Annotated in this window: 21 protein-coding genes; 7 read left to right on the forward strand and 14 right to left on the reverse strand. The window is 64.5% G+C overall.

All coding sequences use genetic code 11. From position 1 onward, the window contains the following. Positions 1-54 precede the first annotated feature (54 nt). The 9 genes from QZ546_RS06520 to QZ546_RS06560 all read right to left on the reverse strand — a co-directional run bounded on the left by QZ546_RS06520 (position 55) and on the right by QZ546_RS06560 (position 10,430). Positions 55-771 carry an energy transducer TonB gene (locus QZ546_RS06520; protein WP_294235775.1) on the reverse strand — a complete coding sequence of 239 codons (717 nt, stop codon included), beginning with the start codon at positions 769-771 and terminating at the stop codon, positions 55-57. Then, positions 761-2,236, reverse strand: a complete 1,476-nt coding sequence (locus QZ546_RS06525) for a surface lipoprotein assembly modifier (RefSeq protein WP_294235776.1) — start codon at positions 2,234-2,236, stop codon at positions 761-763. Before QZ546_RS06525 ends, QZ546_RS06520 begins: the two co-directional genes overlap by 11 nt. Positions 2,237-2,291: 55 nt before the next feature. Further along, positions 2,292-3,062 (reverse strand): Slam-dependent surface lipoprotein, encoded by a 771-nt coding sequence (locus QZ546_RS06530; RefSeq protein WP_294235777.1) that lies wholly within the window; start codon positions 3,060-3,062, stop codon positions 2,292-2,294. Positions 3,063-3,177: 115 nt separating this feature from the next. Continuing rightward, positions 3,178-6,261 (reverse strand): TonB-dependent receptor, encoded by a 3,084-nt coding sequence (locus tag QZ546_RS06535; RefSeq protein ID WP_294235778.1) that lies wholly within the window; start codon positions 6,259-6,261, stop codon positions 3,178-3,180. A 118-nt stretch (positions 6,262-6,379) separates the two neighbouring features. After that, positions 6,380-7,297 carry a FecR family protein gene (locus QZ546_RS06540; protein WP_294235779.1) on the reverse strand — a complete coding sequence of 306 codons (918 nt, stop codon included), beginning with the start codon at positions 7,295-7,297 and terminating at the stop codon, positions 6,380-6,382. Between the two features lie 67 nt (positions 7,298-7,364). Next, positions 7,365-7,880, reverse strand: coding sequence for a sigma-70 family RNA polymerase sigma factor (locus QZ546_RS06545; RefSeq protein ID WP_294235805.1), 516 nt, complete (start codon positions 7,878-7,880; stop codon positions 7,365-7,367). 411 nt (positions 7,881-8,291) lie between these two features. Further along, complete coding sequence (locus QZ546_RS06550) at positions 8,292-8,861, reverse strand: hypothetical protein (protein WP_294235780.1); 570 nt, start codon at positions 8,859-8,861, stop codon at positions 8,292-8,294. A 40-nt stretch (positions 8,862-8,901) separates the two neighbouring features. After that, positions 8,902-9,999, reverse strand: coding sequence for a GTP-binding protein (locus tag QZ546_RS06555; protein ID WP_294235781.1), 1,098 nt, complete (start codon positions 9,997-9,999; stop codon positions 8,902-8,904). After that, positions 9,996-10,430, reverse strand: a complete 435-nt coding sequence (locus QZ546_RS06560; RefSeq protein WP_294235782.1) for a MerC domain-containing protein — start codon at positions 10,428-10,430, stop codon at positions 9,996-9,998. The genes QZ546_RS06555 and QZ546_RS06560 overlap by 4 nt, the downstream gene beginning before the upstream one ends. A gap of 54 nt (positions 10,431-10,484) precedes the next feature. Here QZ546_RS06560 and QZ546_RS06565 point away from each other — a divergent pair, with 54 nt between their 5' ends. Next, entirely contained in the window at positions 10,485-11,720 is a 1,236-nt protein-coding gene (locus QZ546_RS06565; RefSeq protein WP_294235783.1) for a GTP-binding protein, read from the forward strand. Next, entirely contained in the window at positions 11,717-12,307 is a 591-nt protein-coding gene (locus QZ546_RS06570) for a DUF1826 domain-containing protein (RefSeq protein ID WP_294235784.1), read from the forward strand. The genes QZ546_RS06565 and QZ546_RS06570 overlap by 4 nt, the downstream gene beginning before the upstream one ends. 154 nt (positions 12,308-12,461) lie before the next feature. On the opposite strand, the gene QZ546_RS06575 is transcribed toward QZ546_RS06570, so the two are convergent. Both QZ546_RS06575 and QZ546_RS06580 read right to left on the reverse strand, forming a co-directional pair. Next, complete coding sequence (locus tag QZ546_RS06575) at positions 12,462-13,868, reverse strand: aldehyde dehydrogenase family protein (RefSeq protein WP_294235785.1); 1,407 nt, start codon at positions 13,866-13,868, stop codon at positions 12,462-12,464. A gap of 138 nt (positions 13,869-14,006) precedes the next feature. Then, positions 14,007-15,494, reverse strand: coding sequence for a PLP-dependent aminotransferase family protein (locus QZ546_RS06580; RefSeq protein ID WP_294235786.1), 1,488 nt, complete (start codon positions 15,492-15,494; stop codon positions 14,007-14,009). 185 nt (positions 15,495-15,679) lie between these two features. Here QZ546_RS06580 and QZ546_RS06585 point away from each other — a divergent pair, with 185 nt between their 5' ends. The 5 genes from QZ546_RS06585 to QZ546_RS06605 all read left to right on the forward strand — a co-directional run bounded on the left by QZ546_RS06585 (position 15,680) and on the right by QZ546_RS06605 (position 23,033). Beyond that, positions 15,680-16,186, forward strand: coding sequence for an antibiotic biosynthesis monooxygenase (locus QZ546_RS06585; RefSeq protein WP_294235787.1), 507 nt, complete (start codon positions 15,680-15,682; stop codon positions 16,184-16,186). Between the two features lie 173 nt (positions 16,187-16,359). Further along, complete coding sequence (locus QZ546_RS06590; RefSeq protein ID WP_294235788.1) at positions 16,360-17,226, forward strand: cupin domain-containing protein; 867 nt, start codon at positions 16,360-16,362, stop codon at positions 17,224-17,226. Positions 17,227-17,414: 188 nt separating this feature from the next. Next, positions 17,415-19,073 (forward strand): AMP-binding protein, encoded by a 1,659-nt coding sequence (locus QZ546_RS06595; RefSeq protein ID WP_294235789.1) that lies wholly within the window; start codon positions 17,415-17,417, stop codon positions 19,071-19,073. A 190-nt stretch (positions 19,074-19,263) separates the two neighbouring features. Beyond that, positions 19,264-21,846, forward strand: coding sequence for a TonB-dependent receptor (locus QZ546_RS06600; protein ID WP_294235790.1), 2,583 nt, complete (start codon positions 19,264-19,266; stop codon positions 21,844-21,846). Positions 21,847-21,923: 77 nt separating this feature from the next. Then, a complete protein-coding gene (locus QZ546_RS06605; protein WP_294235791.1) occupies positions 21,924-23,033 on the forward strand; it encodes an S-(hydroxymethyl)glutathione dehydrogenase/class III alcohol dehydrogenase in 1,110 nt (369 codons plus the stop codon). 106 nt (positions 23,034-23,139) lie between these two features. Here the strand turns inward: QZ546_RS06605 and QZ546_RS06610 are convergent, their stop codons facing one another. From QZ546_RS06610 to QZ546_RS06620, 3 genes are all read right to left on the reverse strand, one after another. Further along, on the reverse strand, positions 23,140-23,757 hold the full coding sequence (locus tag QZ546_RS06610) for a glutathione S-transferase family protein (RefSeq protein WP_294235792.1): 618 nt from the start codon (positions 23,755-23,757) through the stop codon (positions 23,140-23,142). Between the two features lie 40 nt (positions 23,758-23,797). Then, on the reverse strand, positions 23,798-24,019 hold the full coding sequence (locus QZ546_RS06615) for a hypothetical protein (protein ID WP_294235793.1): 222 nt from the start codon (positions 24,017-24,019) through the stop codon (positions 23,798-23,800). A gap of 134 nt (positions 24,020-24,153) precedes the next feature. Then, positions 24,154-24,474 carry a hypothetical protein gene (locus QZ546_RS06620; RefSeq protein WP_294235794.1) on the reverse strand — a complete coding sequence of 107 codons (321 nt, stop codon included), beginning with the start codon at positions 24,472-24,474 and terminating at the stop codon, positions 24,154-24,156. Between the last annotated feature and the right edge of the window lie 458 nt (positions 24,475-24,932).

Raw genomic sequence — 24,932 nt, forward strand, 5'->3', positions numbered from 1 at the left:
GCCGTGTGAGAGGCGATGGAGGTCATGGCGAAATCCCTTTGGTGAGCAGACGGTTCAGCGGCGCAAGGCGAAGTCGATCGGCACCTCTATGGTCACCGGATCGCCGGGAACGGCGTCATCGACGGTCGGCAGCGGAGAGGCCCGACGCACCGTCGTCCGCGCCTCCATGTCGAGCAGCGGATAGCCGCTGCCATGGACCAGCTCGACCGCGATCACCTCGCCCGAGCGGCGCAGGGTGATGGCCACCCGCGCGATGCCTTGTTGCCGCGCCGCCTCCGCCTGGCGCGGATAGCGACGATAGCGTTTGAGATGCCCTAGCAGCCGCGCCCGCCAGTCCGCTGCGGCCGCTTCGGAGGCGACGGGGGCGGGTCTTGTCGGGCTTTCCACCGGCTGCGCGGCGACGGAGTGGGCCAGCACCGGCGCCGACGCAGCGGCGGAGGGCGACGCAATCGACGCTGGGGGGCTGTTGACGGCGACCGGCGCGGCCATGGTCGGAGCGGATGTCATCGCCACGGCCATCGGCGGCTTTGGTGCAGGCGGCTGGGGCTCAACGACCGGATCGGGCGGCCGCGGATTCGACCGGGTGAGCGGGATGGACTCCACGACGAACACCACCGTCCGCCCCGCATCCATGGCCGGGACCGGCGGGGAGAATAGCCGGATGCTCAGCAACAGCGCCGCCAGCGCCCCGCCAGCGGCCAGCGCCGCCGTTCCGAACGCCCGCGCCTGTGCCGGCTGGCGATAGCCGGATCGCAGGTCGTCAGAATGCATGTTCCAGCCGAAAGCTCGCCGCGTTTCGACGGAAGGAATAGAGCCAGTCGACATTGCTCTTCACCCGATTATGCTGAAGGAGGATGTTGGGGGTCAGCCCGGCGAGGCGCAGCCTGGGCAGGCGCAGCACGGCGGTCAGGTTCGTCTCGCCGTCATGGCGTCTGGCCGCCAATAGTTCGCTATAGGCACGATAATCGCGTTGCCGGACCGAGCCGATCAGGGACAACTCGCCCCAGTCGCCAAAACCGTGCACCACGCCCAGCCGCGCCCCCATATGGCGATAGGCATTGGCGAGCGCCCCTGCCCCCTTGTCTCCGACCTCCAGGCCGGCGAACAGCGTCCAGCCGCCGGGCTGCGAGAGCCAGCCGGTCAGGCTCGCTTCGGTCAGCGGGCCGTCCAGATCGGCGAAGTCGCGGCGATAATCGAAGACGCGGCGCGCCACCTCCAGACGCAGCGCGGTGGCGGGTGACGGCGTGACCATCGCCTCGGCACGCAGCCCCGGCGCGGTGAAGAGCAGCCGGTCGCCGAAGCTCGACAGGTCGAAGGTCGGCGACAGGGTCAGGCTGTGCCGCGCGGTCTGATGGTCAAAGCCGATCTGCGCGCTCAGCGTCGCCTGGTTGAAGGCCCCATGGCCCGGCCAGAGATCGCCATAGACAAAGGCGCGCGCCAGCACGCCGCCATGCCCTCTGAGCGCGATCCGGCGGCTGACATTGCCCTCTATATTCAGGCCGATCGAAGCGATGGCGGGCGGCAGCGTGCGGTCGATCAGGCATAGGCCGTTCTCGCCGGTCAACAGGCAGGTCCGACTGGCCGAGCTTTGGTTGAGATTGCTGCCATAGCCGGGTCCGATCGCGATCATGCCCTGCCAACCGTTCCGCCGATGGAGCACGGAGAGGAAGGTGGCGACGGTCCCGCGGACCCCGGCGGCCTGGGCGCCTTGCCCCGCCAGTTCGTCGCGAATGGCGCGAAACAGGCGCGTCGCCTCGCGGTCCTTGCGATCCTCGAACAACACGCGACCGAGTTCCAAGCGGCCGGGGAGGAAGTCGGGCTGGATCGCGAGCAGGTCGAGATAGTGGCGTTCGGCCTCGCCCAACCGGCCCTCGCTGCGCGCGAGGCCGCCCAAGGCCCAGGCGACCAGCATCGGGTCCGGCCGGGGCAGCGCCCGGTAGCGCGGCAGGAAGCGGCGGACATCGACCCAGTTCTTGCGCGCGACCGACTGGTACAGCGCGCGGCCGAGATCGTCGGGAGTGTTGCCGACCGAATAGACCTGTCCGTCGAGGGTGATGCGGTCGGGCGGCTCGGCACCGTCGATCGCCTCGCGCTCCTGCGTGGTGACCCGACGGTCTATGCCGGGGTCGAGCCGCAGGCGATTATCGTCGTTGCGCGCGCTCTGCGACGCGGCGGGTGCGGCCAGCACCAGCATGGCGAGCGTCGACAAAGGGAGGATAGGCGTATGGCGCATCATGATCGTGGCGGAACCGGGCTCCCGCAAGGGAGAGACGGGAGCCCGGCCCTTCTCGTCAGTTCTTCGTGCCGCCGAAGGCGGTGTCGTGCTGACGGGCACCGTCGAACCTGACGGTGCCGGCCAGCGCCGCCGCATCAGCGCCGAAGAAGCGACCGCTCACCGCGCCACCTGACGCGACCGTGCCGCCCGACTGGGTGGCGACGGCGCCATTGCCCGAGAAGCTGGCCCCGATGATCCGCGCCGTACCGATGTTAACGCCCGCGCCGGTCGAGGCATTGGCCAGGCTACCGCTCAGCGTGCCCGAGGTGCCGGAACCGAAATTGGCGGTCAGCGTGCCGGTCAGCACGCCCTTGTTTGCATAATCGCTGATGCCCTTGACCGCATAGGTCGCGGTGCCGCTGGTCGGGACGGTCGTGCCGCTGGTATTGCCGACATAATAGACGGTATGATCGCCCGCCGAGGCGTTGCCCGTCTGCGACCATTCGCCGATCCATAGATCGGCCGAGCCGACCTGGGCGAAGCGGAAATCGCCATAGCTGCTGTGATCGGCGGTATCGCTGGTCGCCATGTTGAGGTGGCGCACGCCGTTCAGGTCGGGAAGCGCGTAGAGGCTGAGCCCCTGGAAGTCGACGCGCCGCACGTTGGTGCCCGGCACACCGATGCCGGCGCGGCCCGCCACATGGGGGCCGCCATTCACGTCGCTGGCACCCACGGTCACCTTGCTCGTGTCGCTCGACCCGCCCGCAAACTGGGCCTGCGCCGTCCCGGACGTCAGGACCATGGCGAGGCCGGCGAGAAGGATGGTCTTCATCTTGATGGAGGTCATGCTATTACTCCTGCGGTGGTGTGCGCCCGATTGCTTCGGGCGCATCGATCCGGCCCCGCCGCCCAGGTCCGGCTTTCAGGAAGGACATTGGCGACGGGGTCGAATTTCGGGGTCATCAGAAGCGGCCCGTCAGGCTCAGCCGAACCGTGCGCCCTGGGGCAGGCATCATCGAACGGGTGAGCGGGTCCGCATAATAACGATCGTTCAGGTTGGTCCCGACCAGCTCGGCCGAGAAGCGGTCGTTCAGCCGGTAGCGGACATAGGCGTCTGCGGTGACGATCGCGCCCCAACTGAACGGTATGTTGAGCGAATAGACGTCGAGCTGCTGCTCGCGCGGCAGGCTCGCGATCTTTTCGAAGAAGGGATTGTTGTAACGGCTATAATAGGTCAGCCGCCCGCCCAGCTCCAATCTCCTCTCGAAGAAGCGGCCACCCACCGTCCAGTTGACGGTCTGTTCGGGCGTCGCCTGGGTCAGCAGGAAGCCGTCCGGAAAGCCATATTTGACGCAATCCGGGACACTGCCGTTCTTCGTGTCGGCGAGCGCGGCGGCGCTTTCGTCGCAGACCCGGTTGGTGGTCATGAACGCGGCGCCGAGTTGCGTATAGAAGCCGCCGGTATCGACCCGCGCCTCCGCCTCGATCCCGGCGATCGTCTGCGCCCGGATATTGCTGAACTGCAGGTTGGTCGACCGTTCGACCACATTGGCGATGTGGTTGCGATAGAAGGTCAGCTTGATGTCGGCGCGCTGATCCTCTCGGTTCAGATGCAACAGGCTGCGCAGGTCGCGGACGAGCCCGACCTCGTATAATTTGGCGTGCTCCGGCTGAAGTTGCACCAGAGGGTTGAACGATGCGGAGAAGCCCAGCGTGCTCTCAAACATGCTCGGGAAGCGCCACGTCTCGATATAGCGGGCATAGGCTCGCATGTGTTCGTCGGCATAGACGGTGGCGGACAGGCTGGGGGCCCAGCGGTGATCCGACCGGCGCAGCGCGGTGATCGGAACGACCTCGACGATACTCTGCAGACGGCAGGTTCCGTCATTGCCGGCGACACTGTTGAGCGACCCGTTCAGGCAGGGATTGCCGGCGCGGGAGTAGCGCCCCTGCGCATCGGGTCGCCAGACCGGCCCGGCTTCCTCCCAGGAGAGTTCATAGGGGCTTGCGAGATAGTCGGGCAGCATCATCGCGATGAACTGAGTGACGTCCTCGGTCGGTAACCCGGTCAGAGCCGCGCGCCAATATCGGTCGAAGAACGCCTCGCCCGTGCCCGAGACATTGAAGTAGGATTCATAACCGCGATAGACGGTCGAATTCAGGTTCGCATTTCCCTTGGCGATCTGGCTCCGCGCGAAATCGTCGACCGCCCAGTAACCGGCATAGCTGACCCCCGCGTTCAGCTTCAGGAAGCTGGTCGGCCGCCACTCGCCGTCCAGCCGGACCAGGAATTCCTCGCGCCGTCCGGCGCGCGGGAATTGCCGCCAGCCCTGGAAATTCGCAGGATTGTAGATGTCCTGCGACGCCAGCTTTTCATGCTGCCAATTGCCGCTCAGCATCAGGTCGAAAGTCGAGCCGAGGCGCAGGGTATTGCTGGCGTTGATGCCATAGCGATCGTTCATCGCATTGGCGCGGGCATTGTCGATGATGATCGGATCGGCGAAGGTCGCGAAATTGGGCATGCCGCCCGAATTATAGGTGTCGCTCCGTGTGTCGGTGGCCCAGAGATTGGCCTTCAGGTCGATCCAGCGGCTGTCCGGCTGCCACTTATACTCGGCATTATAGGCGCGGGCGTGGACCTTGCTGAGCGGCCATTGGACATTGCCTTTATCGATCAGGATGCGCGACGGCATGATCTCGCCATAGCGCGTCACGCTGTCGCGCAGGCTGACCAGCAGATATTGGTCGTCGGCGATGTGCCAGGTCGCCTTCAGAAGAACGGATTCCAGATCGCTGGAGGTGTTGGGCACCTCGCTGCCCGGCGCGAAGGCCAGGGCCATGCGACGAATACGGTTGAGGGTGTTCGAGGGGAGCTGGCTCTGCTCATAATATTCCGGCTCGCTTGTGCCGGAGAAATAATTGCCGCGTTCGCGATACGCATAGGCGCCGAACAGATCGAGCCCCGCGATCCGCAGCGCCCCCGCGACCCGCACCGCACGGTCGCCCAGCGAGAAGAACTGGTTGTCCTCACGGGTACGGGGGACGATCACCAGCGAGGGATCGCGCAGCGCGAAGCTGGGCGAGCTTTGCGGAAAGCCCGGCACGGTGCGATAGTCGCGGCCGGTCAGCAGTGTCGGCAGGCGCGGATCGGTGGAGTTGTTGCCGCCCTCCAGCCGCAGGTCCAGCCCGAACGTCCGGCCGGGACGCAGCACATCGTCCGCGTCCAGCGTATTGATGACGACCGTGCCGCCGGTCGAACTGCGGATGTTGCCCCGGTCGCTCGGCCCCCGCAGCACCTGAAGGCCCGAGATCAGATTGGGGTCGACATAGGAGCGGTTGCTCGCGCCGTTATAGCCGCGCCACACGGTCAGCGCCTGTTCGGTGCCGTCGATCACGACGGGCACGCGCCCCGGCCCCTGGATACCCCGAATGCTGGGGTCGAGCGCGCCGCTGTTGCGCGCGTCGCCGCTCAGCACATTGACCATGCCGGTCAGCAGGTCGGAAGTGGTGACGCCCTTGTAGCGCTCGATCTCGGCCCGGTCCTTGTAACCGCTGGAAAAATCGGCATCGAAGACCGTGTCATGGCCACGCTGGGCGCGGGCTTCGGCCAGGTCGCGCGGGGCGGCCTCGCCCTCCACCTGCAAGGCGTCGGTGACAAGCGGCCCCTTCTGCGCTCCGGCCGGGGCCTGCACCGGCGCCCGCCGGACCGTCAGCACGCCGTCCGCGACCCGCCAGTCGAGGCCGCTTCCCGCCAGCAGCCGGTCGAGCGCCCGCGCCCGGTCCATCCGCCCCGTCACGCCCGGCGAGCGCTTCCCCGCCACCAGCGTCGCGTCGACGCTCAGTTGCAGATGGGCCTGCTGCGCGAACTGGGCCAGCGCATCGCCCAGCGGCTGCGCCGCGATGCCGAAGCTGACACTTGTCTGCTGGGCCTGTGCCGTCAGCGGCGCCATCAGCCCCGCAAGCGACGAGGCCGTCAGCAGCGTCGCCAGCGCCATGCCCTTACACCGAAGCCTGTGCCCCCGAAATTCCGGATAACCGTTCGTCACGTCGTCCCCCGATCGTCAGAATGACATTTATGCTATTGCGCATCATTCTCATTCACTGGGTAGACGAACGCCGCATGGGATTTTTCGGGATTTTTTATCGGATGGCGAAAAAGACCGCTCAATCAGCCGTGACGACGGTAATCCAGGGCGTGACCTGCCATACCGCCGCGCCATGCGCCCGGCGAATAGCGGCCAAGGCCCGGTCGGGATGACGGAGGTCGTACACGCCTGTGACGTGGCGCGCCATGCCGCTCCCGCGCGCCAGAAGCAGCCCGCGATGCCATGGTCGCAGCGCCGCCACCACCTCACCCAAGGGGCGATCGACCATGATGAGCTGGCCTTGCGTCCAGCTTGCTATCATCGATAGCGGAGCGGACGATTTCCGGACACGGCGCGTCGCGCAGTCCAGTTCCGCTATGTCGCCCTGCTGCATATCGCTCGGATCAACCGCGCCATGCTCACAGGAAGCGCGCACGCGTCCTTCCCGCACCGCGATGTGTGCGCTTTCACCATCGCGCCGAACCTCGAAGGCGGTGCCCAGGTCGGTCGCCACCGCCTCCCCCGCAGTGACGCGGAACGGGTGAGCGGCATCGTGCCGGACCTCGAAAAAGCCGGTGCCACGCAACACCCTGACCTGCCGCGCCCCATCGAGCGCGATCGCGCTGTCGGGCGCCAGCGTAACGCGACTGCCATCGGCCAGTCTGACCCTGCGTATATCGGCCGTCCCGGTCGCGAAATCAGCCCGGGCAATCGGCAGCACGGCCTGCGCAACGAAGATCGCCGCGACACAGGTCGCCATCGCGACAGGCAGTGCGCTCTTCCAGCGGCGCAGCGCATAGGGGGGCGACGCAGGGCAAACCTCACAGGCCTGGCGGAGCACATCGCCGACATGATCCAGCTCCCGCCATGCCGCCTCGCACGCCGCCGCCTGCCGCCACTGCCAGAAGCGCGCCCGCATTTCGGCATCGTCCGGCCGCTCCTGCAAAAGGATCATCCAGTCCAGCGCCTCGCGCCGACAATCTGCGTCCGCGATCATCCCGTCCCCCACCTCAGCGCTTCATGGAGACATGACGAACGGCGCGACCCATTTTTCAGATTGTCGATCAATGCCGCCTCGGTTCCAGGCATTTGCGGCACCGCTCCACACCTTGTGTCACCAGCCCATGGGCGGTGGTGACCGACACGCCCAGTTCGGCGGCAATCTCCCGCAGTGGGGCGCCGGATACCCGATGAAGCTCGACCGCACGACGCATCCGGGACGGCATCCGCGCCAGTTCGGCCGTCACCAGCGTCAGTTCCTGCCGCGCCATCAGCACCCGGTCGACACCGACAGCCTCGCCGTCCGGCACCTCGGGATCGTCGCCGGGGTCCAGCGTCATCAACTGCTCCCGCCGCCGCCGTTGTCGATACTCGTCCAACGCCAGGTTACGCACGACCTGGCGCACATAGCCGGCCGGCGCGTCGCTGGTCATTTCCGTGGCCCTTTGCGACATGCGGATCCAGGCCTCCTGAACGACATCCTCCGCCGATGCCTTATCGCCCGTCAGCCGCGTCGCCTCGGCGATCAGCCGACGACGCTGACTGGCGAAGAGTGCGAGAATGCGCCCGATTCGGTCCATCACGAACGCCGCATGAGGGTCATGCGTGATGTACGGGCCGCGCTGCGCTTGGCCATATCAGCAGCAGCTTGGTCTATCTCCTGCCCCGTCATAGCCAGGCCCAGTACATAAAATGCTATTGCGAGTCGACAGCATTTTATTGATCGCGGCCTGTTCCGTCATGGCCGGCAAAGCGACGATCCATCACGCTTCGAGCAGAAGTGGCACATTGAGCGACTATGGCGGCCGACAACGGCGTCGCTTGGGAGGGGGGCCGTCATTCCCATGCCGCAGGTCAAGTGCCAGCTCCGGTCAGGAACAGATATTTGGCACTTGTCCACGCCGCATAGCGATGGGGAAAGCGGTGAGAGGACAGGTCAGCCAAACATACAGCTGTCTGAACTCCGGCCCCGACAGCCCGCCTCCTGCCGATCAGGGCTGATAGGGCAATGACGACTGATGAAGGATGATGCGCACCTTGCCATCCTCGCATTCCTTGAACACAAAGCTCTTGTTCACGAAGATATGACTGTCGTCCTGACCGATGAAATGCACGTTGCACTGCACGATCGCCAGATCACCGTGCAGGATGAAATCCTCCTTGCTGTACCATACCTTCACCCAGGGCTTCAGCTTGAAGCCCTTGTCATCGGGAAATTCGTCGCTCCCCCCCACGAAATAGGCCAGCGCGCCGTCCTTCGTCGGTCGGAAGGTTCGGGTGCCGAAGGTCAGGGTCGGCTTGAACAGCACCTTGCCAGCGTCATAATCATAATGGTCGTCCAGCACCTGCGCCGCGACGGCACGCGGATCGCCGCCCGCGGAATGGGCCTTGCCGACGGCGACCACATTGTCGCACCAGGTCTGCAAGGCTTTGTGGACCATGTCTTCGGTGAACATGTCTATTGATCCTTGTTTTTGAGGCTTCCTCCCGACTAGCGGGACAAAGAGGTCTTGTGAGGCGAACCCCGGCGAGCGTTCCCGGCGCGAATGGTGCAGATCCATTCACCAGTGCGACGACGGGAAAAGGCAGCGGCGTGGCGGATCAGGCCGGAAGGTCGGCAGCGACGCGCTCGATCAGGCCCTCCAGCTGCACGTCGCTCAGCCCCATCGTCATCAGCGCCAGCGTGCCGCGCAGTTCTTCGGGGTCGATCCGGCGGGTGATGAACACCATCCGCGTGCGCCGGTCCTCCGATGGCCACCGCTCCAGCTCGATCGGCGGATGGAAGACATGCTGCACGCCGTGGACGATCACGGGTGCGTCATGCCCCGCCAGGTTCACGATCCCCTTTATCCGCAGCACATCGGCGCCCCTGAACATCGTGAGCAGCCCCAGCCACCGCTCGAAAGCCAGTGGGTCCAGCGGCGTGTCGAAGGTCAGACAGGTCGCGCGGATGCCGTCGTCATGCCGATTCACGTCGTGATGATGGTGGTGATGATGCCCTGCGTAATGGGCTTCCTCCGCCAACCAGCGGCGCACATCCTCGTTCTTGCTCGCGGGATCCCATAATCCGACATCGAACAGCAGCGCCGGATCGACCGCGCCGTCGGTCACGGCGATGACCGGCGTGGCGGGGTTGAGCGCCGCCAACCGGCCGAGGATCGCGCCCTGCCCTGCCGCGTCGACCAGATCGGTCTTGGTCAGGAGCAGCCGGTCGGCGACCGCCGCCTGCTTCAGCGCTTCGGGCTGCGCATCGAACGTCGCCATGCCGGTCGCGGCGTCCACCGTCGCGATCACCGCGTCGAGCCGGTAGAGCGCCGCCAAACGCGGATCGGTCATGAGGGTGTGGAGGATCGGGGCCGGATCGGCCAGCCCGGTCGTCTCGATCACCACCCGATCGAACCAGCACTGCCCATCCCGCGCGAACCGCCACGGCGCGTCGCGCAGCGTGCGCGACAGGTCGCCGCGGATGGTGCAGCACAGGCATCCGCCCATCATCTCGACCACCATATCCTCGTTCGAGCGGGCGACCAGATCATGATCGAGTCCGACCGCCCCGAATTCGTTGATGATCACCAGCGCCCGCGCCATGCCCGGCGAGCGAACGAGATGGTTGAGGACGGTCGTCTTGCCGCTGCCCAGGAAGCCGGTCAGCACCGATACGGGAATGCGCGCGTCCGCTTCCGCCAGAATGCCGCTCATGGGTGCTCCTCCATCGGACAGACGGGGCGCCAGGGTGCCCGGTGCGACAGGGCCTGCCAGTTGCCGACATGGGCCACCGCCAGCAGGACCGCGCCCATGCTGCTGATCGCGCGTTCCACCGTTTCCGAGTCGATCACGAACGCGCCGATGCCGAGTAGCGTCAGCCCGATCCCGGCGGCAACCAAAGGCCATGGCAACCCGTGCCGCCGATGGCCAAGCGTCATCGCCAGCACGCTGGTCGGCAGCGCGAGCGCAAAGGCCAGCGCGTGAAAACTTTCGGGCACCGCCAACATGGTCGCCAGCACCGGCAGCGCCACCAGGATCGCGGGCAGGACAAGGCAATGGATCAGACACAGGACCGAGGCGGTCACCGCGACCCCGTCGAGCCAGCGGGACGGGCGATCGCCCATGATCGGGGAGCTACTGGACATCGGCTGAAACTCATGGTTATGTTATGTTGTAACGTATCTCATTGGATGACAGACATGGCAAGCCATTCCCTGCACGACTCTCGTTTGCCGGTGACGGTGCTGTCCGGTTTCCTGGGGGCCGGAAAGACGACGCTGCTCAATCACATCCTGGCCAATCGCGAAGGGCGACGGGTGGCGGTGATCGTCAACGACATGTCCGAGGTCAATATCGACGCCGACTTGGTGCGCGGCGGAGAGGCGGCCCTGTCGCGCTCGGAGGAGGCGCTGGTCGAGATGACCAATGGCTGCATCTGCTGCACGCTGCGCGACGACCTGCTGGCGGAGGTGCGGACGCTCGCCGAGGCTGGGCGGTTCGATTATCTGGTCATCGAGAGCACCGGCATTTCCGAACCGCTGCCCGTCGCCACGACCTTCTCGTTCCGCGACGAGGCCGGCGCGTCGCTCGGCGATGTGGCGCGGCTCGACACGATGGTCACGGTGGTCGATGCGGTGAACCTGCTCGCCGATTATTCCAGCCAGGACTTCCTGGCCGATCGCGGCGAAACCATGGGCGAGGACGATACGCGCAGCCTGGTCGGCCTGCTGGTCGAGCAGATCGAGTTCGCCGATGTGGTGATCGTCAACAAGGCATCGTCGGTGTCGGCCGACCAGCTGGCCGTCGTGAAGAAGCTGGTCGCCAGCCTCAACGCCGATGCGGTCATCGTGGCGGCCGACCATTCCCGCGTCGATCTCGACCTGGTGCTCGCCACCGGGCTGTTCGACGAGGAGAAGGCGTCGCGCCATCCGCTCTGGGCCAAGGAATTGTACGGCTATGCCCATCACCAGCCCGAGACCGACGAATATGGTATCGAGAGCTTTGTCTATCGCGCACGGGCACCGTTCGATCCGGCGAAATTCCATGCCTTTCTGACCGACGGCGGGCTCGACCATGTGGTGCGTGCCAAGGGGCATTTCTGGCTCGCCACCAGGCCCGATTGGGTGGGCGAGCTGGCGGTGGCGGGCAGCCAGACCGAAACCGCACGCATGGGCCGTTGGTGGGCCTCCATCCCCAAGCATCAATGGCCCGACGATGGCCGGTTCGAGGAATTCGTGGCCAGGCACTGGGACATGATCTGGGGCGACCGGCGGCAGGAGCTGGTGTTCATCGGCATCGGCATGGACGAGGCGCGCATACGCGCGCGGCTGGACGGCTGCCTCGTACCCGCCACAGCCTTTACCCCGGCGCTCTGGACGGGCCTGCGCGATCCGTTCCCGGCCTGGGGCGAGCGCCGATTGGAGGCGGCGGAATGAGCCTCGCCATGCTCGATGATGTCGTCGCGTTCGGCGAGGATCGCGGTTCGCTCGACGCCATTGCCCGACCCGACGCCGCCTTGGCCATATGGTGGCGATCGCTGCCCGATGCGTTGCGCATCGCACTGGCATCGCTCGACCTGGACACGGTCGACGATGTATCGCTCGACCTCGTCGTCGACGATGCGATTGAGGTCGCACTTGCCGAAGCCGGCTATACCGATCCGGTCGCCACGCTGCTCGCCGCGGATATCGGGCTGCTGGTGCGGCGCCATGCCGCCCTGACCGGCGAGGATCGGTTGCGGCTGCGGCTGGAGGTGGTCGAAACCGATGCCTGCCGCCGTTTCCATGCCGACTTTGTCACGCTGCGGCTGCTGTGCAGCTATGTCGGACCCGGCACCCAGTGGTGCCGCGCCGATGCCGCCGATGCGGTGTGCGAAGTCCCGACCGGCGCGGTAGGCGTGTTCAAGGGTCGATTGCTGCTCGACCCGCCCACCATTCTCCACCGCTCGCCGCCGATCAGTGCGACCGGCCAACGCCGTCTCGTGCTGGCGATCGACCCGCGGCCCGGTCCGCAAATCGCGTAGTGCAATGGGCTGCGTCGGCCACGGCGCAGCCCGTTACGGTTCACGAACACGATCCTGCTCGACGCCCGGCGATCAGCCATGCGCGGCTTGCCGAATACAGGATCGTTCCATTCAAAAGGTATTCATTCGCCGGGATCATAGTTGCGGCGGCCGGTCAGTCCTTGGCTTCATTAATGACATGAATCTGGGTGAACTCGTGGAAGCCCTCTTCCGCGAACTCGACACCCAGTCCCGATTGTTTCGCGCCGCCGAACGGCATGGTGGGGCCGAAATCGAGATGTTTGTTGATCCAGACCGTGCCCGCCTCCATGCGCATGGCCAGATCATGCGCCGCATCGCGGTCGGACGACCAGATCGAGCCGCCTAAGCCCATCTCGGATGCATTGGCGCGGGCCAGCGCCTCTTCGGGATCGTCATAGCGGATGACGGGAAGCACGGGGCCGAACTGTTCCTCGTCCACCAGGCGCGCCCCGTCGCTGATGTCGCGCACGATGGTCGGCCGGATGAAATAGCCCGGCCGGTCCAGCACTTCGCCCCCGGCGATGATCGTGCCGTCTGATCGCGCCGCTTCGATGATGGCCTTCACCTTGTCATATTGCGCCCGGTTCTGGAGCGGCCCGATCTGGGCGCCCTGCTTCAGCCCGTCGTCGACAATGGCTTCTTCCGCGAGCCTGGCCAGTTCCGCGCAGAGCGCATCGTAGATGTCGGCATGGGCATAGACGCGCTTGATGGCGATGCAGACCTGTCCGGCGTTCAGGAACGCGCCGCCGAAGATGCCCGTCGCCGCCTCCACCGGGTCGGCATCGGGCAGGACGATCGCCGCATCGTTGCCGCCCAGTTCCAGGGTCAGGCGCTTGATCGACGCCGCCGCGCTCTCCATCACCTTGCGACCGGTGGCGGTCGATCCGGTGAAGCTGATCTTCGCGATATCGGGATGCGTCGTCAGACGGGTGCCCAGATCGTTCTGATCGGTGATGATGTTGACCACGCCCGGCGGGAAGATCCCGGCCATCATCTCGCCCAGGCGCAGCGTCGACAAGGGCGTGGTCGGTGCCGGCTTGATGACCAAAGTATTCCCCGCCAGCAGCGCCAAAGGCAGTTTGAAGGCGACGATCAGCACCGGGAAGTTCCAGGGAATGATCGCGCCGACCACCCCCAGCGGGCGACGATGCCGTTCGACCCGGCGGCTGTCACTGTCCTCCAGTAGCCCGACCGGCAGGTCATGGGTCGCGAGTTGGCGGATGAAAGCGATGCTATAGGCGATCTCGGCCGTGGCCTCGCTCAAAGGCTTGCCCTGCTCCTGCGTCAGCAGACGCGCCAGGCTCTCGGCATGAACATCCATGCAATCGGCAAGGTCGAGGATCAGCGCGCGTCGTTCCGCGATCGGGGTCTTCGCCCAAGCCGGAAAGGCCCGCTTCGCCGCCCCGACCGCTTCGTCCAGCTGCCCTGCCGAGGCGCGCGGGCATCGGGCCAGCACCTCCTCGGTCGCGGGGTTGATGACCTCCATCCCATCCGCGCCATCGACCAATCGACCGTCGATCAGAAGCCGGTAACCAGGCATATCCCATCCTCCTGCATTGTCGTAGACGTCGGCCAACTTGGCGAAAGGAACGTCGATGATTTTCAGGAAGGCTAAGAACCCTTCGGCCCATCCCCTAGAGCCAAATCCGGCCTTAATGTTGGTACCAGTTCGAGCGGCCTAACGGCGCTGACCGACCACGGTGGCGACCCGGGTAAAGGCTTCGCGGATCGCCTCTTCCGTCAGCCCGGTATAACCGAGCACCAGCGAGCGTTCGCGAAAACGGCCGGGATTGCCATATTCCTGCGTCGCCGCGCCCGCGAATGGATAAAGACCGACGCCGCAATTCAGCGCGATGCGCTGCATGTCGTTCGCGGACGGCAGATCAGGCGGTAGCGTCCACATCATATGCATACCGCATTCGCGCCCCATCAGCGCGCCGCCGGGAAAATGCTCTTCGATCGACCGGATCACCTGATCTCGCGCGCCCATATAGGACCGGCGGATGCGGCGCAGGTGGCGGAGAAAGGCGCCTTCCTTCAGGAAGTCCGCGATCACCGCCTGTTCCAGCCATGGCGCGCCATGATCGGTCAATGTCTTCACCAGTCGCGCCTGATCGAGAAGATGGCGCGGCATGACCGCATAGCCCACCCTCAACCCCGCGCCGATCGACTTGGAGAAGGTGCCGAGATAGATGACGTGGCCCCTGCGATCCAATCCGGCGAGCGCGGTCAGCGGCGGTCCATCGTAACGGAAGTCGCTGTCATAATCATCCTCGATGACATAGCTGCCCGTCTGATAGGCCCAGTCGAGAAGGTGCAGGCGGCGGTCGAGGCTGAGCGTGCAGCCGGTCGGAAACTGGTGGGACGGCGTCACATAGACGAGATTGCCCATGAAGCTTTCGAGTTGCGAGACGACGATCCCCTGTTCGTCGACATCAATGGGTCGGATGCTGGCACCATAGCTGCCCAAGACGAACGCCGCCCCCTGATAGCAGGGATTCTCGACCGCTACGCTGGCCCCCGAACGGTCGGTGATGAAAATCCGGGCGAGCAGGTTGAGCGCGCCCTGGATACCGGACGTGACCATGATCTGATCGGGGCTGGCCTCTATCCCGCGCGTCTCGCCCAGATGCGCCGCAATCGCCTCGCGCAATGCCGCCAGTCCGCGCGGATCGCCATATTCGGTCTGGATGCCATGCGCATAAGCGAGGTGCCGCGCGATCGTGCGTTGCCAGAAACTGGTCGGGAAACTGTCGGGGCGCGGTCGTCCGACAAAGAAATCGAACTGCGGCCGCGAGCGCTTTTCGTGCCACAGCCTGGGCGCCCGCCCGGAAAAGCTGGGATTCTTTCCCAAACGCAGTCGCTTGCGGCTCGGCTGAACGGAGGAATGGCCGTTGCGCAGCAGGACGGTCGCGTCGGGCAAGCGATCATTGACGAAGATGCCCGCCTTGGCCCGCGAGGTGATATAATCCTCCGCGGCGAGGCGTTCATAGGCCAGCGTCACCGTGTTGCGGGCGATGCCCAGTTGGTCCGACATGCTGCGCGTCGAGGGTAGCCGCTTGCCCGCGGCCAACGTGCCTTGCAGGATCTGATCGCGCACCGCCTCGTAAATCTGCACCTGCAGCGATCGCTCGTCTTCGCGGTCGATACGAATGATCAGGTTCATCGTCATCGTCAGGCGTGCCTTCGCTACCCTATCCGCCCCGATCCTATCGCACGGTCGCGCCAATGATAGAGCCATCGGCATCTGGCACCATCATCTTCCGCCATGCTGGCCCTACCGACTGACCAAGTCGCTCTTCATCCTGACCGCACAGCTTATCGGGCTGGACTCATTCAGCGGAGAATCCCATGTCCATCTATCTCAGTATGCAGCGCGTGCGCTTTTCCAGCCCGGACGGATACGAGAAGTTCAAGGTCATTTTCGCCGACACGCGCAATCACCTCATGAAGCTGCCCGGCTTCCTTCACCTGACCTGGTGGGTTCATCCGGAAGACCCGACCTGGTTCAACGAGGTCAGCTTTTGGGTGAACCGCGCGGCGCTCAAGGACTGGCACCAGGCGACCTACCACAAGCACGCCAAGGCCTGGGCGGCGCGTGGTGCGATCATGGAAGACATCATCACCAATTTCGAGCTGACCAACACGCGCCTTCTTCGCGTATGCCCCAATTGCGGGCTGGTCGAGGACAAGGCGTTCGAGCTGCAGGAAGAGCAGAAGGTTCTCGCCGAACCCTGCCCCCAGTGCGATTTCAACTTCCCCGTCATGCCGAACACGCCCAGCAGCTTTGCCGTGTTCAAGGACGTGCCGCTGCTCGCGGAAACCATTTCGCTGACCACCCCGTCCCTGGAAGCGTGATCGGGGGAAAGACGGTGAAGTGCGGTTATCTGGACCCATCAAAAAGACCAGGGATGGCGCTAGGCCGTCGGTCGTGATGCTCTGATAGTGAAGCCTGGTCGACGTTCGGGGGGAACCGAATGGTTTTCGCGATCGGCCGGTTACGGTTCAATCTCGTTCAAGGGAGATGTGGCATGGCAACGCAGTTGGCGGCGCAGGTGCAGGAATTGCCGCGTTACGCGGTTCATGGCGGCGTGCAGAACGAACCCAATGAGAAATGGCAGCCGTTCGAATGGGTCGAGCCCCGCTTCGGTACACAGGTGCACGGCGAATATGTGGTGACCCGGCCCGAGGGTATGGCGGGATCGCTCTCGGCCGGCTTCTGGCGCACCGGCCCCACCGCGCCGGGCGCGACGGCGGACGGGTCGCATACCCTCGTCTATTCCTCGCCCCTGGGCGACGAGGTCGCCTGCGTGATCGACGGCACTGCCGTGCTCACCGTCCTTTCCACCGGCAAGCGCTACAAGGTCGGTCCCGGGTCGATCATCAACGCGCCCAAGGGGCTGGAGGTGCAGTGGGAGATCGAGGGGCCGTCGTTCAAGAAATGGTGGTGCATCTGGAACGGCAGCGAACCGACGGGCAACCCGCCCCAGGATCTGCTGATCGCGCATACCAGCGACAATCCCGCCGACTGGCTGGAATATCATTTCGTCGAACCCGCCGAAGGCCCCCTGGTCGCGGGCGAGCTCTATTTCCTGCGCTCCAGCGGTTCGACCGGCACGATGATGAGCGGCGTGTGGCGCTCGGGAAAGGGCATCGCCGGCAGCGATGTCGACGAAAAGGGCGCGCTCAAAACACCCTATACCGGCGTGCTGGGTGACGAGACGATCCTGCTTCTCGAAGGCGAGGTCGAGGTGGTCGAAACCGACACCGGCAAGGTGCATAATTTCAAGGCTGGCGATACGATCGGCCTGTCTGCCGGCATGCACATCACATGGACGTCCAAAGGCCCCTTCTCGAAAAAGCTGTGGGTCATCACGAAGGACGTGCTGCCCGAATAACGCCGAAACCGCAGTGACGGGTGGCGGTATCTTCCGGGGGCCGCCACTCCGGTCCGGCTAACTCCGTCCGCAGGGACCTGATACAAACCGCCGCCTCCACCCGCCGGGCGCAGCGGAGATTCAACAATAAGGGTGGGACGTACGATAGACCGCATCAATGCGGCGTGATCGTGGAGAGGATCGAACGCATGACCGGCATACCGGCATCGGCCGCCGTCCCCGACTACGGGAAGGCGGTCAAGGAATTTTGCATCGAACGCGAGCGAGCGCGGCTTTTGGGATGTCTTTCGGGCGGTATCAACGCCTGTGTCGAATGCTGCGACCGCTATGCCGATAGCGACGATGTGGCGCTTGTCACGATCGCGGCGGATGGCACACGCCATGACCATGGCTTCGCCGCGTTGCGCGACCTGTCGGCGCGGGTGGCGCATATGCTGGCGGCGCACGGCGTCCAGCCCGGCGACGTCGTAGCGGGTCTGTTGCCGCGAAGGCTCGAGCTGGTCGCGACGATCCTGGGCGTCTGGCGGATCGGAGCGACCTATCAGCCCCTGTTCACCGCCTTCGGGCCCAAGGCGATCGCGCATCGGCTGGGTCTCAGCCGCGCCGCGCTGGTCGTGACGGACAGCGTTAATCGCGCCAAGCTGACCGACATCGCACAATGTCCACCGATCGCGGTCGTCCGAACGCCGGAAGATGCGCTCATGGCTGGCGACATCGATTTCCGGGCGGAGGTCGCCGCGATGTCGACCGATTTCGTGCCGGTCATGCGAACGGGCGACGACCTCTTCCTCATGATGTCCACATCGGGGTCCACTGGCCTTCCCAAAGGCGTGGGCGTCCCGCTGAAGGCGCTGATCGCGATCGGTGCCTATATGCGCTGGGCGATAGACCTGCGAGCGGAGGACCGTTTCTGGAATATCGCGGATCCGGGCTGGGCCTATGGACTCTATTACGGGATCACCGGGCCGCTGCTGCTGGGCCGGGCGACGATCCTGCATGATGGCGTCTTCTCCGCCGAGACCGCCTTCGATCTCATCGCCCGGCTCGGCGTCACGAACCTCGCTGGCTCGCCCACCGCGTATCGCCTGTTGATGGCGGAAGGCGGCGCGGCGGCCGCGAAGGCAAGGGGCATGCTGCGCGTCGTCAGCAGCGCGGGCGAACCGCTGAACCCCGAAGTCATCCGGTGGTTCGACGCCCAACTCGCCGTGCCGGTGCACGATCATTACGGCCAGACAGAAACGGGCATGGTGGTGAACAACCATCATGGCCTATCGCACGCCGTCCGTATCGGTTCGGCCGGTGTCGCGATGCCTGGCTACCGGGTCGCCGTGCTGGATGAGGACGGCCGCGAACGGGGCGTCGACGAGCCGGGCGAACTGGCCATCGACATCACCCGGTCCCCCCTCTCGTGGTTCGAGGGATATTGGCAACAACCCACCCCCGCCATCCGTGACGGCTATTACCGGACGGGGGATACGGTGGAACTCGGGCCGGACGGCAGCGTCAGTTTCATCGCACGCGCCGACGATGTGATCACCTCATCGGGCTATCGCATCGGCCCCTTCGATGTGGAAAGTGCACTGATCGAACATCCCGCCGTGATGGAGGCCGCCGTCATCGGCGTACCCGACCCGGAACGCACCGAACTGGTCAAGGCGTTCATCGTCCTGAATGCGGGATTTGCGCCGACGCCAGCGCTGGCCGACGCCCTGAAAGCGCATGTCAAAACGCGGCTGTCCGCCCACGCCTATCCCCGGCTGATCGCGTTCCTGCCGCAACTGCCGAAAACCCCCAGCGGCAAGATACAACGCTTCATGCTACGCGCGATGGAACAGGGGCAAAGCTGAACTGGCTCCATAAAAAAGCGGCGAACAGGTCCTAAGAAGAGGGGCAGATATCTGGCACCTTGAGCCCTGGCACCAGCGTTCGGGGCTTTGGCGACAGGATACACGCACCCCGTTACCCCAGACTGCTGATGCCCAGGCGCAACGGGTCACCAATGCACTCAGATGCAGTGACCGTATCAGGGAGCTTCACATGAAAAGGGTCGGGGGCATCAGCATTCTCGCCATCGCGACAAGCATCGCGATGCCGGCATTCGCACAGGATGCGAGCAAGACACAGACGCAGGCCGGGGGACTGGAAGAGATCGTCGTGACCGCCACCAAGCGCGCGGAGAACCTCCAGGACGTTCCCGTTGCCGTGTCGGCCATTTCCTCGTCGGAACTCGCCAACCAGGGCGTGTTCGACACATCGGACCTGAACGGCTCGATGCCCAATCTCCAGGTGTCGTCGGCTTATGGTTCACAGCAGCCCAATTTTACCCTGCGCGGTATCGGTGTCGGCACCGAACTCAGCGCGAGCGCGGCATCGCCGGTCGGCGTCTATGTCGACGAGGTCTACCAGACTTTCCGGGCGAGCCAGGGACAGCAGCTCTATGACCTGAACCAGGTCGAAGTGGTGCGCGGGCCCCAGGGTACGCTTTATGGTCGCAACACGACGGGCGGTGCGATCAACTTCATCACCCGCAAGCCCGCCCTGAAGGGCGACAATGGCTATCTGACGGCTGGCTACGCCAATTACAACCGCCGCAATTTCGAAGGTGCGATCGAACTGACGCCCGTCGAAGACCGGTTCGGTATCCGCATTGCGGGCACCTATGTCAAAATGGATCCCTATATTCATAATCTAATGCCCGCCGGCCTGAACAAGACGGCGGCGGGAGGCGCATCCGGTCGCAATTTCGCGACGGGTCGCGATCCTGGCGGCGATGAGAGCTATGCGTTTCGGGGCACGATGCGCTTCAAGCCGGTCGACACGATCGACATCACGCTGAAGGGCTATGCGTCCAAATCGACCGGGGGCGCGGCGGCCTCGATCGGCGCTGGTCCCTACAAGTCCAACCCGGGCCTGTTCGACTATGAAAACCCCAATTTCATCCTATCGCCGCTGTTCCGGGCGCTGGGTTCCAAGGGTGCGGGTCTGCTGCCGAGCAGCTACAGCCGGGCGGGCCTGTCGGATACCGAGATCGAACAGGATACTGTCGGCCGCGCCGTCACCCGCACCGAAGGCGCCGTGTTGACGGTGAAGGCCGACCTCGCCAGCAGGCTCAACCTCACCTCGATCACCGGCTATGATTCCGGCCTCTATCTCCAGACGCAGACCGATTGCGACAGCAGCCCGCTTCGCCTCTGTTCCAATGGCTATCGGTCGGATTTCAAGGCCTTCAATCAGGATCTGCGGCTCGACTATAGCAGCGGCCCGTTCAAGATGATCGGCGGTGCCTATTTTGGCTGGGATTCGGTGACGTCGAACAACGCGATCGACATTTTCAACCTGCTGAGCGACGTGCGTGCGGCCGTCGGCCTGCCCGCGACATGGTTCAACCCGGCGGGCGGTTTTAACGGAACGGCGCTGTCCGCCGGTTCGGTGCCGACCGGCATTTTCGGGAAGCAGCATTTCCGGCAGGAACGCGAAAGCTGGGCGGTCTATGGCGAAGGCAGCTATGAAATCACGCCGACGGTGAAATTCACCGCAGGCCTGCGCTACACCACCGATACCACCAAATATCGCGATGGCATCACCACCTATTATGACGATGCGGGCAATGCACGGATGCTCCCCGTATCGGCCTATGGCGCGCCCTATTTCCTGGCGCCGGTCTATAACGAGGCCGGTGCGGTGGTGATCCCGGCAACCGGGGGAACCATGCCCGGCGGCATCAACAAGGACGGCAAGACCAGCCGCCTATCGGGACGCGCCATCCTGGACTGGAAGCCGGTGGACGGCGTCATGCTCTATGCCAGCTATAGTCGCGGCTATCGCGCCGGGACGTTCAACGGCCTGGCCTATATCAGTTCGCCGCAGGTCTATTTCGTCAAGCCGGAGGAGGTGAACGCCTATGAGGTCGGGTTCAAGACCCGCTTCCTCGACAACCGGCTACAGGTCAATGGCAGCTTCTTCTATTACGACTATAAGAACCAGCAGAGCCAGGTCGTCGATCAGAGCGTGACCGCAAATATCATCACGCTGGACGGCACGATGAAGGGCCTGGAACTGGCTGTCGAATTCGCTGCCACCGACCGCCTGACGCTGAGCGCGTCGCTCGGCCTGCTGGACAGCAAATATGCGGACTTCGATCAGGCGACCTGCGCGGCCCTGAACCTCAGCGGTTTGTATCCGGCACAGAAAGGGTCGTGCGTCCAGTCGGGCGCGGGCAGCGTCAGCGTGGGCGGCAACCCCTTCCCCTACGCACCGACATCCTCGATCAATCTGGGCTTCGACTGGGATGCGGCGGATCTCGGGGACGGCAAGATCAAGGTCCATGGCGACACCGCCTATTCGGGACGCTTCTATTATGACTCCTTCAAGGACTATAGCCGCGGTGTCCTGAAGAACCTCGGCACCGGCCAATACACCAACGGCGAAGGCGATTACTGGGTCTTCAACAGCCGCATCAGCTATGTGACGGATCGCTACACCCTTTCGGTGTGGGGCAAGAACCTGTCGAACAAGCTCTATTTTCCGGGCGGCTATCCCAATGAAGGGATCACCGGCGCGGGCTATCTGGTCCGGGCCCTGCCCAGGACGTTCGGCGTGGAAGGCACTGTTCGCTTCTGACCCCGGGCAAGGGATCGCACTGCGGTCCCTTCCCTTCCCCGCCGACCCAATTTTTTACCACTGGAGTATTTGCTGTCGTGAAGACCCGCGCCGCCGTCGCCTTCGAAGCGAAGAAGCCGCTCGAAATCGTCGAACTCGATCTGGAAGGCCCAAAGGCGGGCGAGGTCCTGGTCGAGATCATGGCGACCGGCATCTGCCACACCGACGCCTATACGCTCGACGGTCTGGACAGCGAGGGGATCTTTCCCAGCGTGCTCGGCCATGAGGGCGCCGGCATCGTGCGTGAGGTGGGCGCGGGCGTGACGAGCGTGAAGCCCGGCGATCACGTCATCCCGCTCTACACGCCCGAATGCCGCCAGTGTAAGTCGTGCCTGTCGGGCAAGACGAACCTATGCACCGCGATCCGCGCGACGCAAGGGAAAGGGCTGATGCCCGACGGCACGACGCGGTTCAGCTATAAGGGCCAGCCGATCTTCCATTATATGGGCTGCTCGACCTTCTCGAACTTCACCGTCCTGCCCGAAATCGCGGTCGCCAAGATCCGCGAGGACGCGCCTTTCCAGTCGAGCTGCTATATCGGCTGCGGCGTGACGACGGGTGTCGGCGCGGTGGTGAAGACGGCGAAGGTGACCCCGGGATCGAACGTGATCGTCTTCGGCCTTGGCGGCATCGGCCTGAACGTCATCCAGGGCGCGCGGATGGTGGGCGCGGACATGATCGTCGGCGTCGACCTGAACGACGCCAAGGAGGAATGGGGTCGCCGCTTCGGCATGACCCATTTCGTCAATCCGTCCAAGGTCGAGGGCGACCTCGTCCAGCATCTGGTGGCGCTGACCGATGGCGGTGCGGACTACACCTTCGACTGCACCGGCAACACGCAGGTGATGCGCACCGCCCTGGAGGCGTGCCATCGCGGCTGGGGCGAATCGATCGTCATCGGCGTGGCCGAGGCGGGCAAGGAAGTCAGCACCCGGCCGTTCCAGCTGGTCACCGGCCGCGTCTGGAGGGGATCGGCCTTTGGCGGCGCCAAGGGCCGGACCGACGTGCCCAAGATCGTCGACTGGTACATGAACAACAAGATCGAGATTGACCCGATGATCACCCATGTCCTCGACCTGGAGGATATCAACAAGGGCTTCGACCTGATGCATGCCGGTGAAAGCATCCGCTCGGTGGTGGTGTTCTAGGTTCGGGGCTCGTCGAAAACAGCCGGAAGATGCCGGTTCCGGCGAGGGCGAAGACGGAAAGAAGGGCGGTAGGGCGTCGGTCGAAGCGGGTGGCGACAAGCGACCATCAATCGACCGTCAGCCTGTTGCGCGCCATGACCGCCGCCAGCCTGGGATCCCGCCGCATCAGCCTGGCCGCAGCGAACAATCTCGGCGTGTTGCCAGCGAACCACTCGCGGCCCGGACGCCAGTCGATCATCACCGCAGCATAGCAATCCAGGACGGACGCCTGCTCCCCCAGCACATAGGGGCCGACAATTTGCTCCTCGAGCCAGCGATAGAGGCGCTCGCGATGGACATTTGTGGCACCGGTTAGTTCGTCCTGTGCCGAAGGTGCCCAACGCTCGGGGTAATCGCCATAGGTGAAGGTCGGATAGACGTTCGCCACGATCCAGATCAGCAGGCGCAGGAACCGGCGATGTTCGACCCTCCCTGGCGAAGGCGCCAACCCCGCATGACGATCCGCCAGCCACAGGGCGATCGCGGCGGTCTCGGTCAGCACGTCGCCATCGTCCAGCACCAGCGCCGGAACCTGCCGCAGCGGATTGACCCTTGCCAGCCTGTCCTGCGCTTCGCCCGGCCGATCAAAGCCTTCGACATCGACGAAGTGATAGGACTGACCGACCAACGCCAGCATCGCCTCGACGATCGCCGAGCCCCAAGCCGGTACGCCGTACAATTTCATGTCGTTTCCCTGTCTCGGCGCAGGAACATGACGGATTGGCCTACAAGCCGGCTTGGTCGATCCTCTGTGCGACTTCGCTCGGCAATGCGGACTCCGATTTCGGCCGCAAGCGATGAAGTGCCGTCTGCACGCGTTTGCGCGCGACCTGATACGCCTTGTGGCGGATGACACGCATCGCATTCGTCCGCCACGAGGGGCTCTCGCCGAGCAGCGCTTCCCACTTGGCTTCCTCCGCTTCGAGGATCGACAGGGCGAGACGCAATCCATCGCGTCGTCCGCGGGCATATTCGTCGGAAATGGGTGACGTCTTCATCTGAAGACGAAATTGGACCGCACCACCGTCTCTGACAAGGCAAATCGCCAATGCGGTTGTCGGGCCGACAGCCGCCGCACGGATCAGTTGCCCTGGGCGTCGACCATGACCACGACCGGCCTGCCGCGCGACATGGGTTCCCATCCCGCCGACAGCGCGGAGCGCACGCAGCGCGCGATCGTCGCGTCATCGAGCTGGAGCCGACCACGCGGCAATCCCTTCAACAGCCGCTTGGGCGGGGGAAATTCGACCAAGGCTTCGCGCTTGGCGTCCTGCTGGAGCAGCGCAATCGTCATGCCCTTCCACCCCTCGTCATCCGACTGGTGGGGTTCGCTGTGCAGGTGCCAATCATAGGCAACGCCATCGATCGTGACGGTACCGGCGTTCGTGTGGGATTTCGACATAGCCGGGCCTCTAGCACACCAAATCCGTGCAGGCACAAACCCCGTTTCCGGCCTCACGCCTGTCACGCGTCGCCCGCCAGCAATTAATCGGCAGCGGTCAAGCCGGTATGGCCCGATGGCGCCGTAGCTGGCGATCATCATGTCGAAGAGTGCAATGTCCGATCGACGCTTTGCGAACAGTTGTGCGCCTGCGACCGGCGCACGTTACGGCAAATTGCCCAGAGCGGCTGATTCATACGGCTTCGAGCTTCAGTCCGGTTGAAATCATGTCGAACCGGACGACACGGCCACCCTTTCCTGTGTATGACGTCCAATCTCGGAAGATTACGACCACTTCACCTTCAGTGTTGCAGATTTTAGGGTCGGCATCAGGAAGACAGGATTTCCGACCTATTTCCTCGTCGCTCCAAACCATTGATCTTGATCCACTTCGCAACCCGTCTGTCGGCAAGTTGCGC

Origin of the sequence: uncultured Sphingomonas sp., assembly GCF_913062585.1 — a bacterium.
In the GTDB taxonomy this organism is placed as follows: domain Bacteria; phylum Pseudomonadota; class Alphaproteobacteria; order Sphingomonadales; family Sphingomonadaceae; genus Sphingomonas.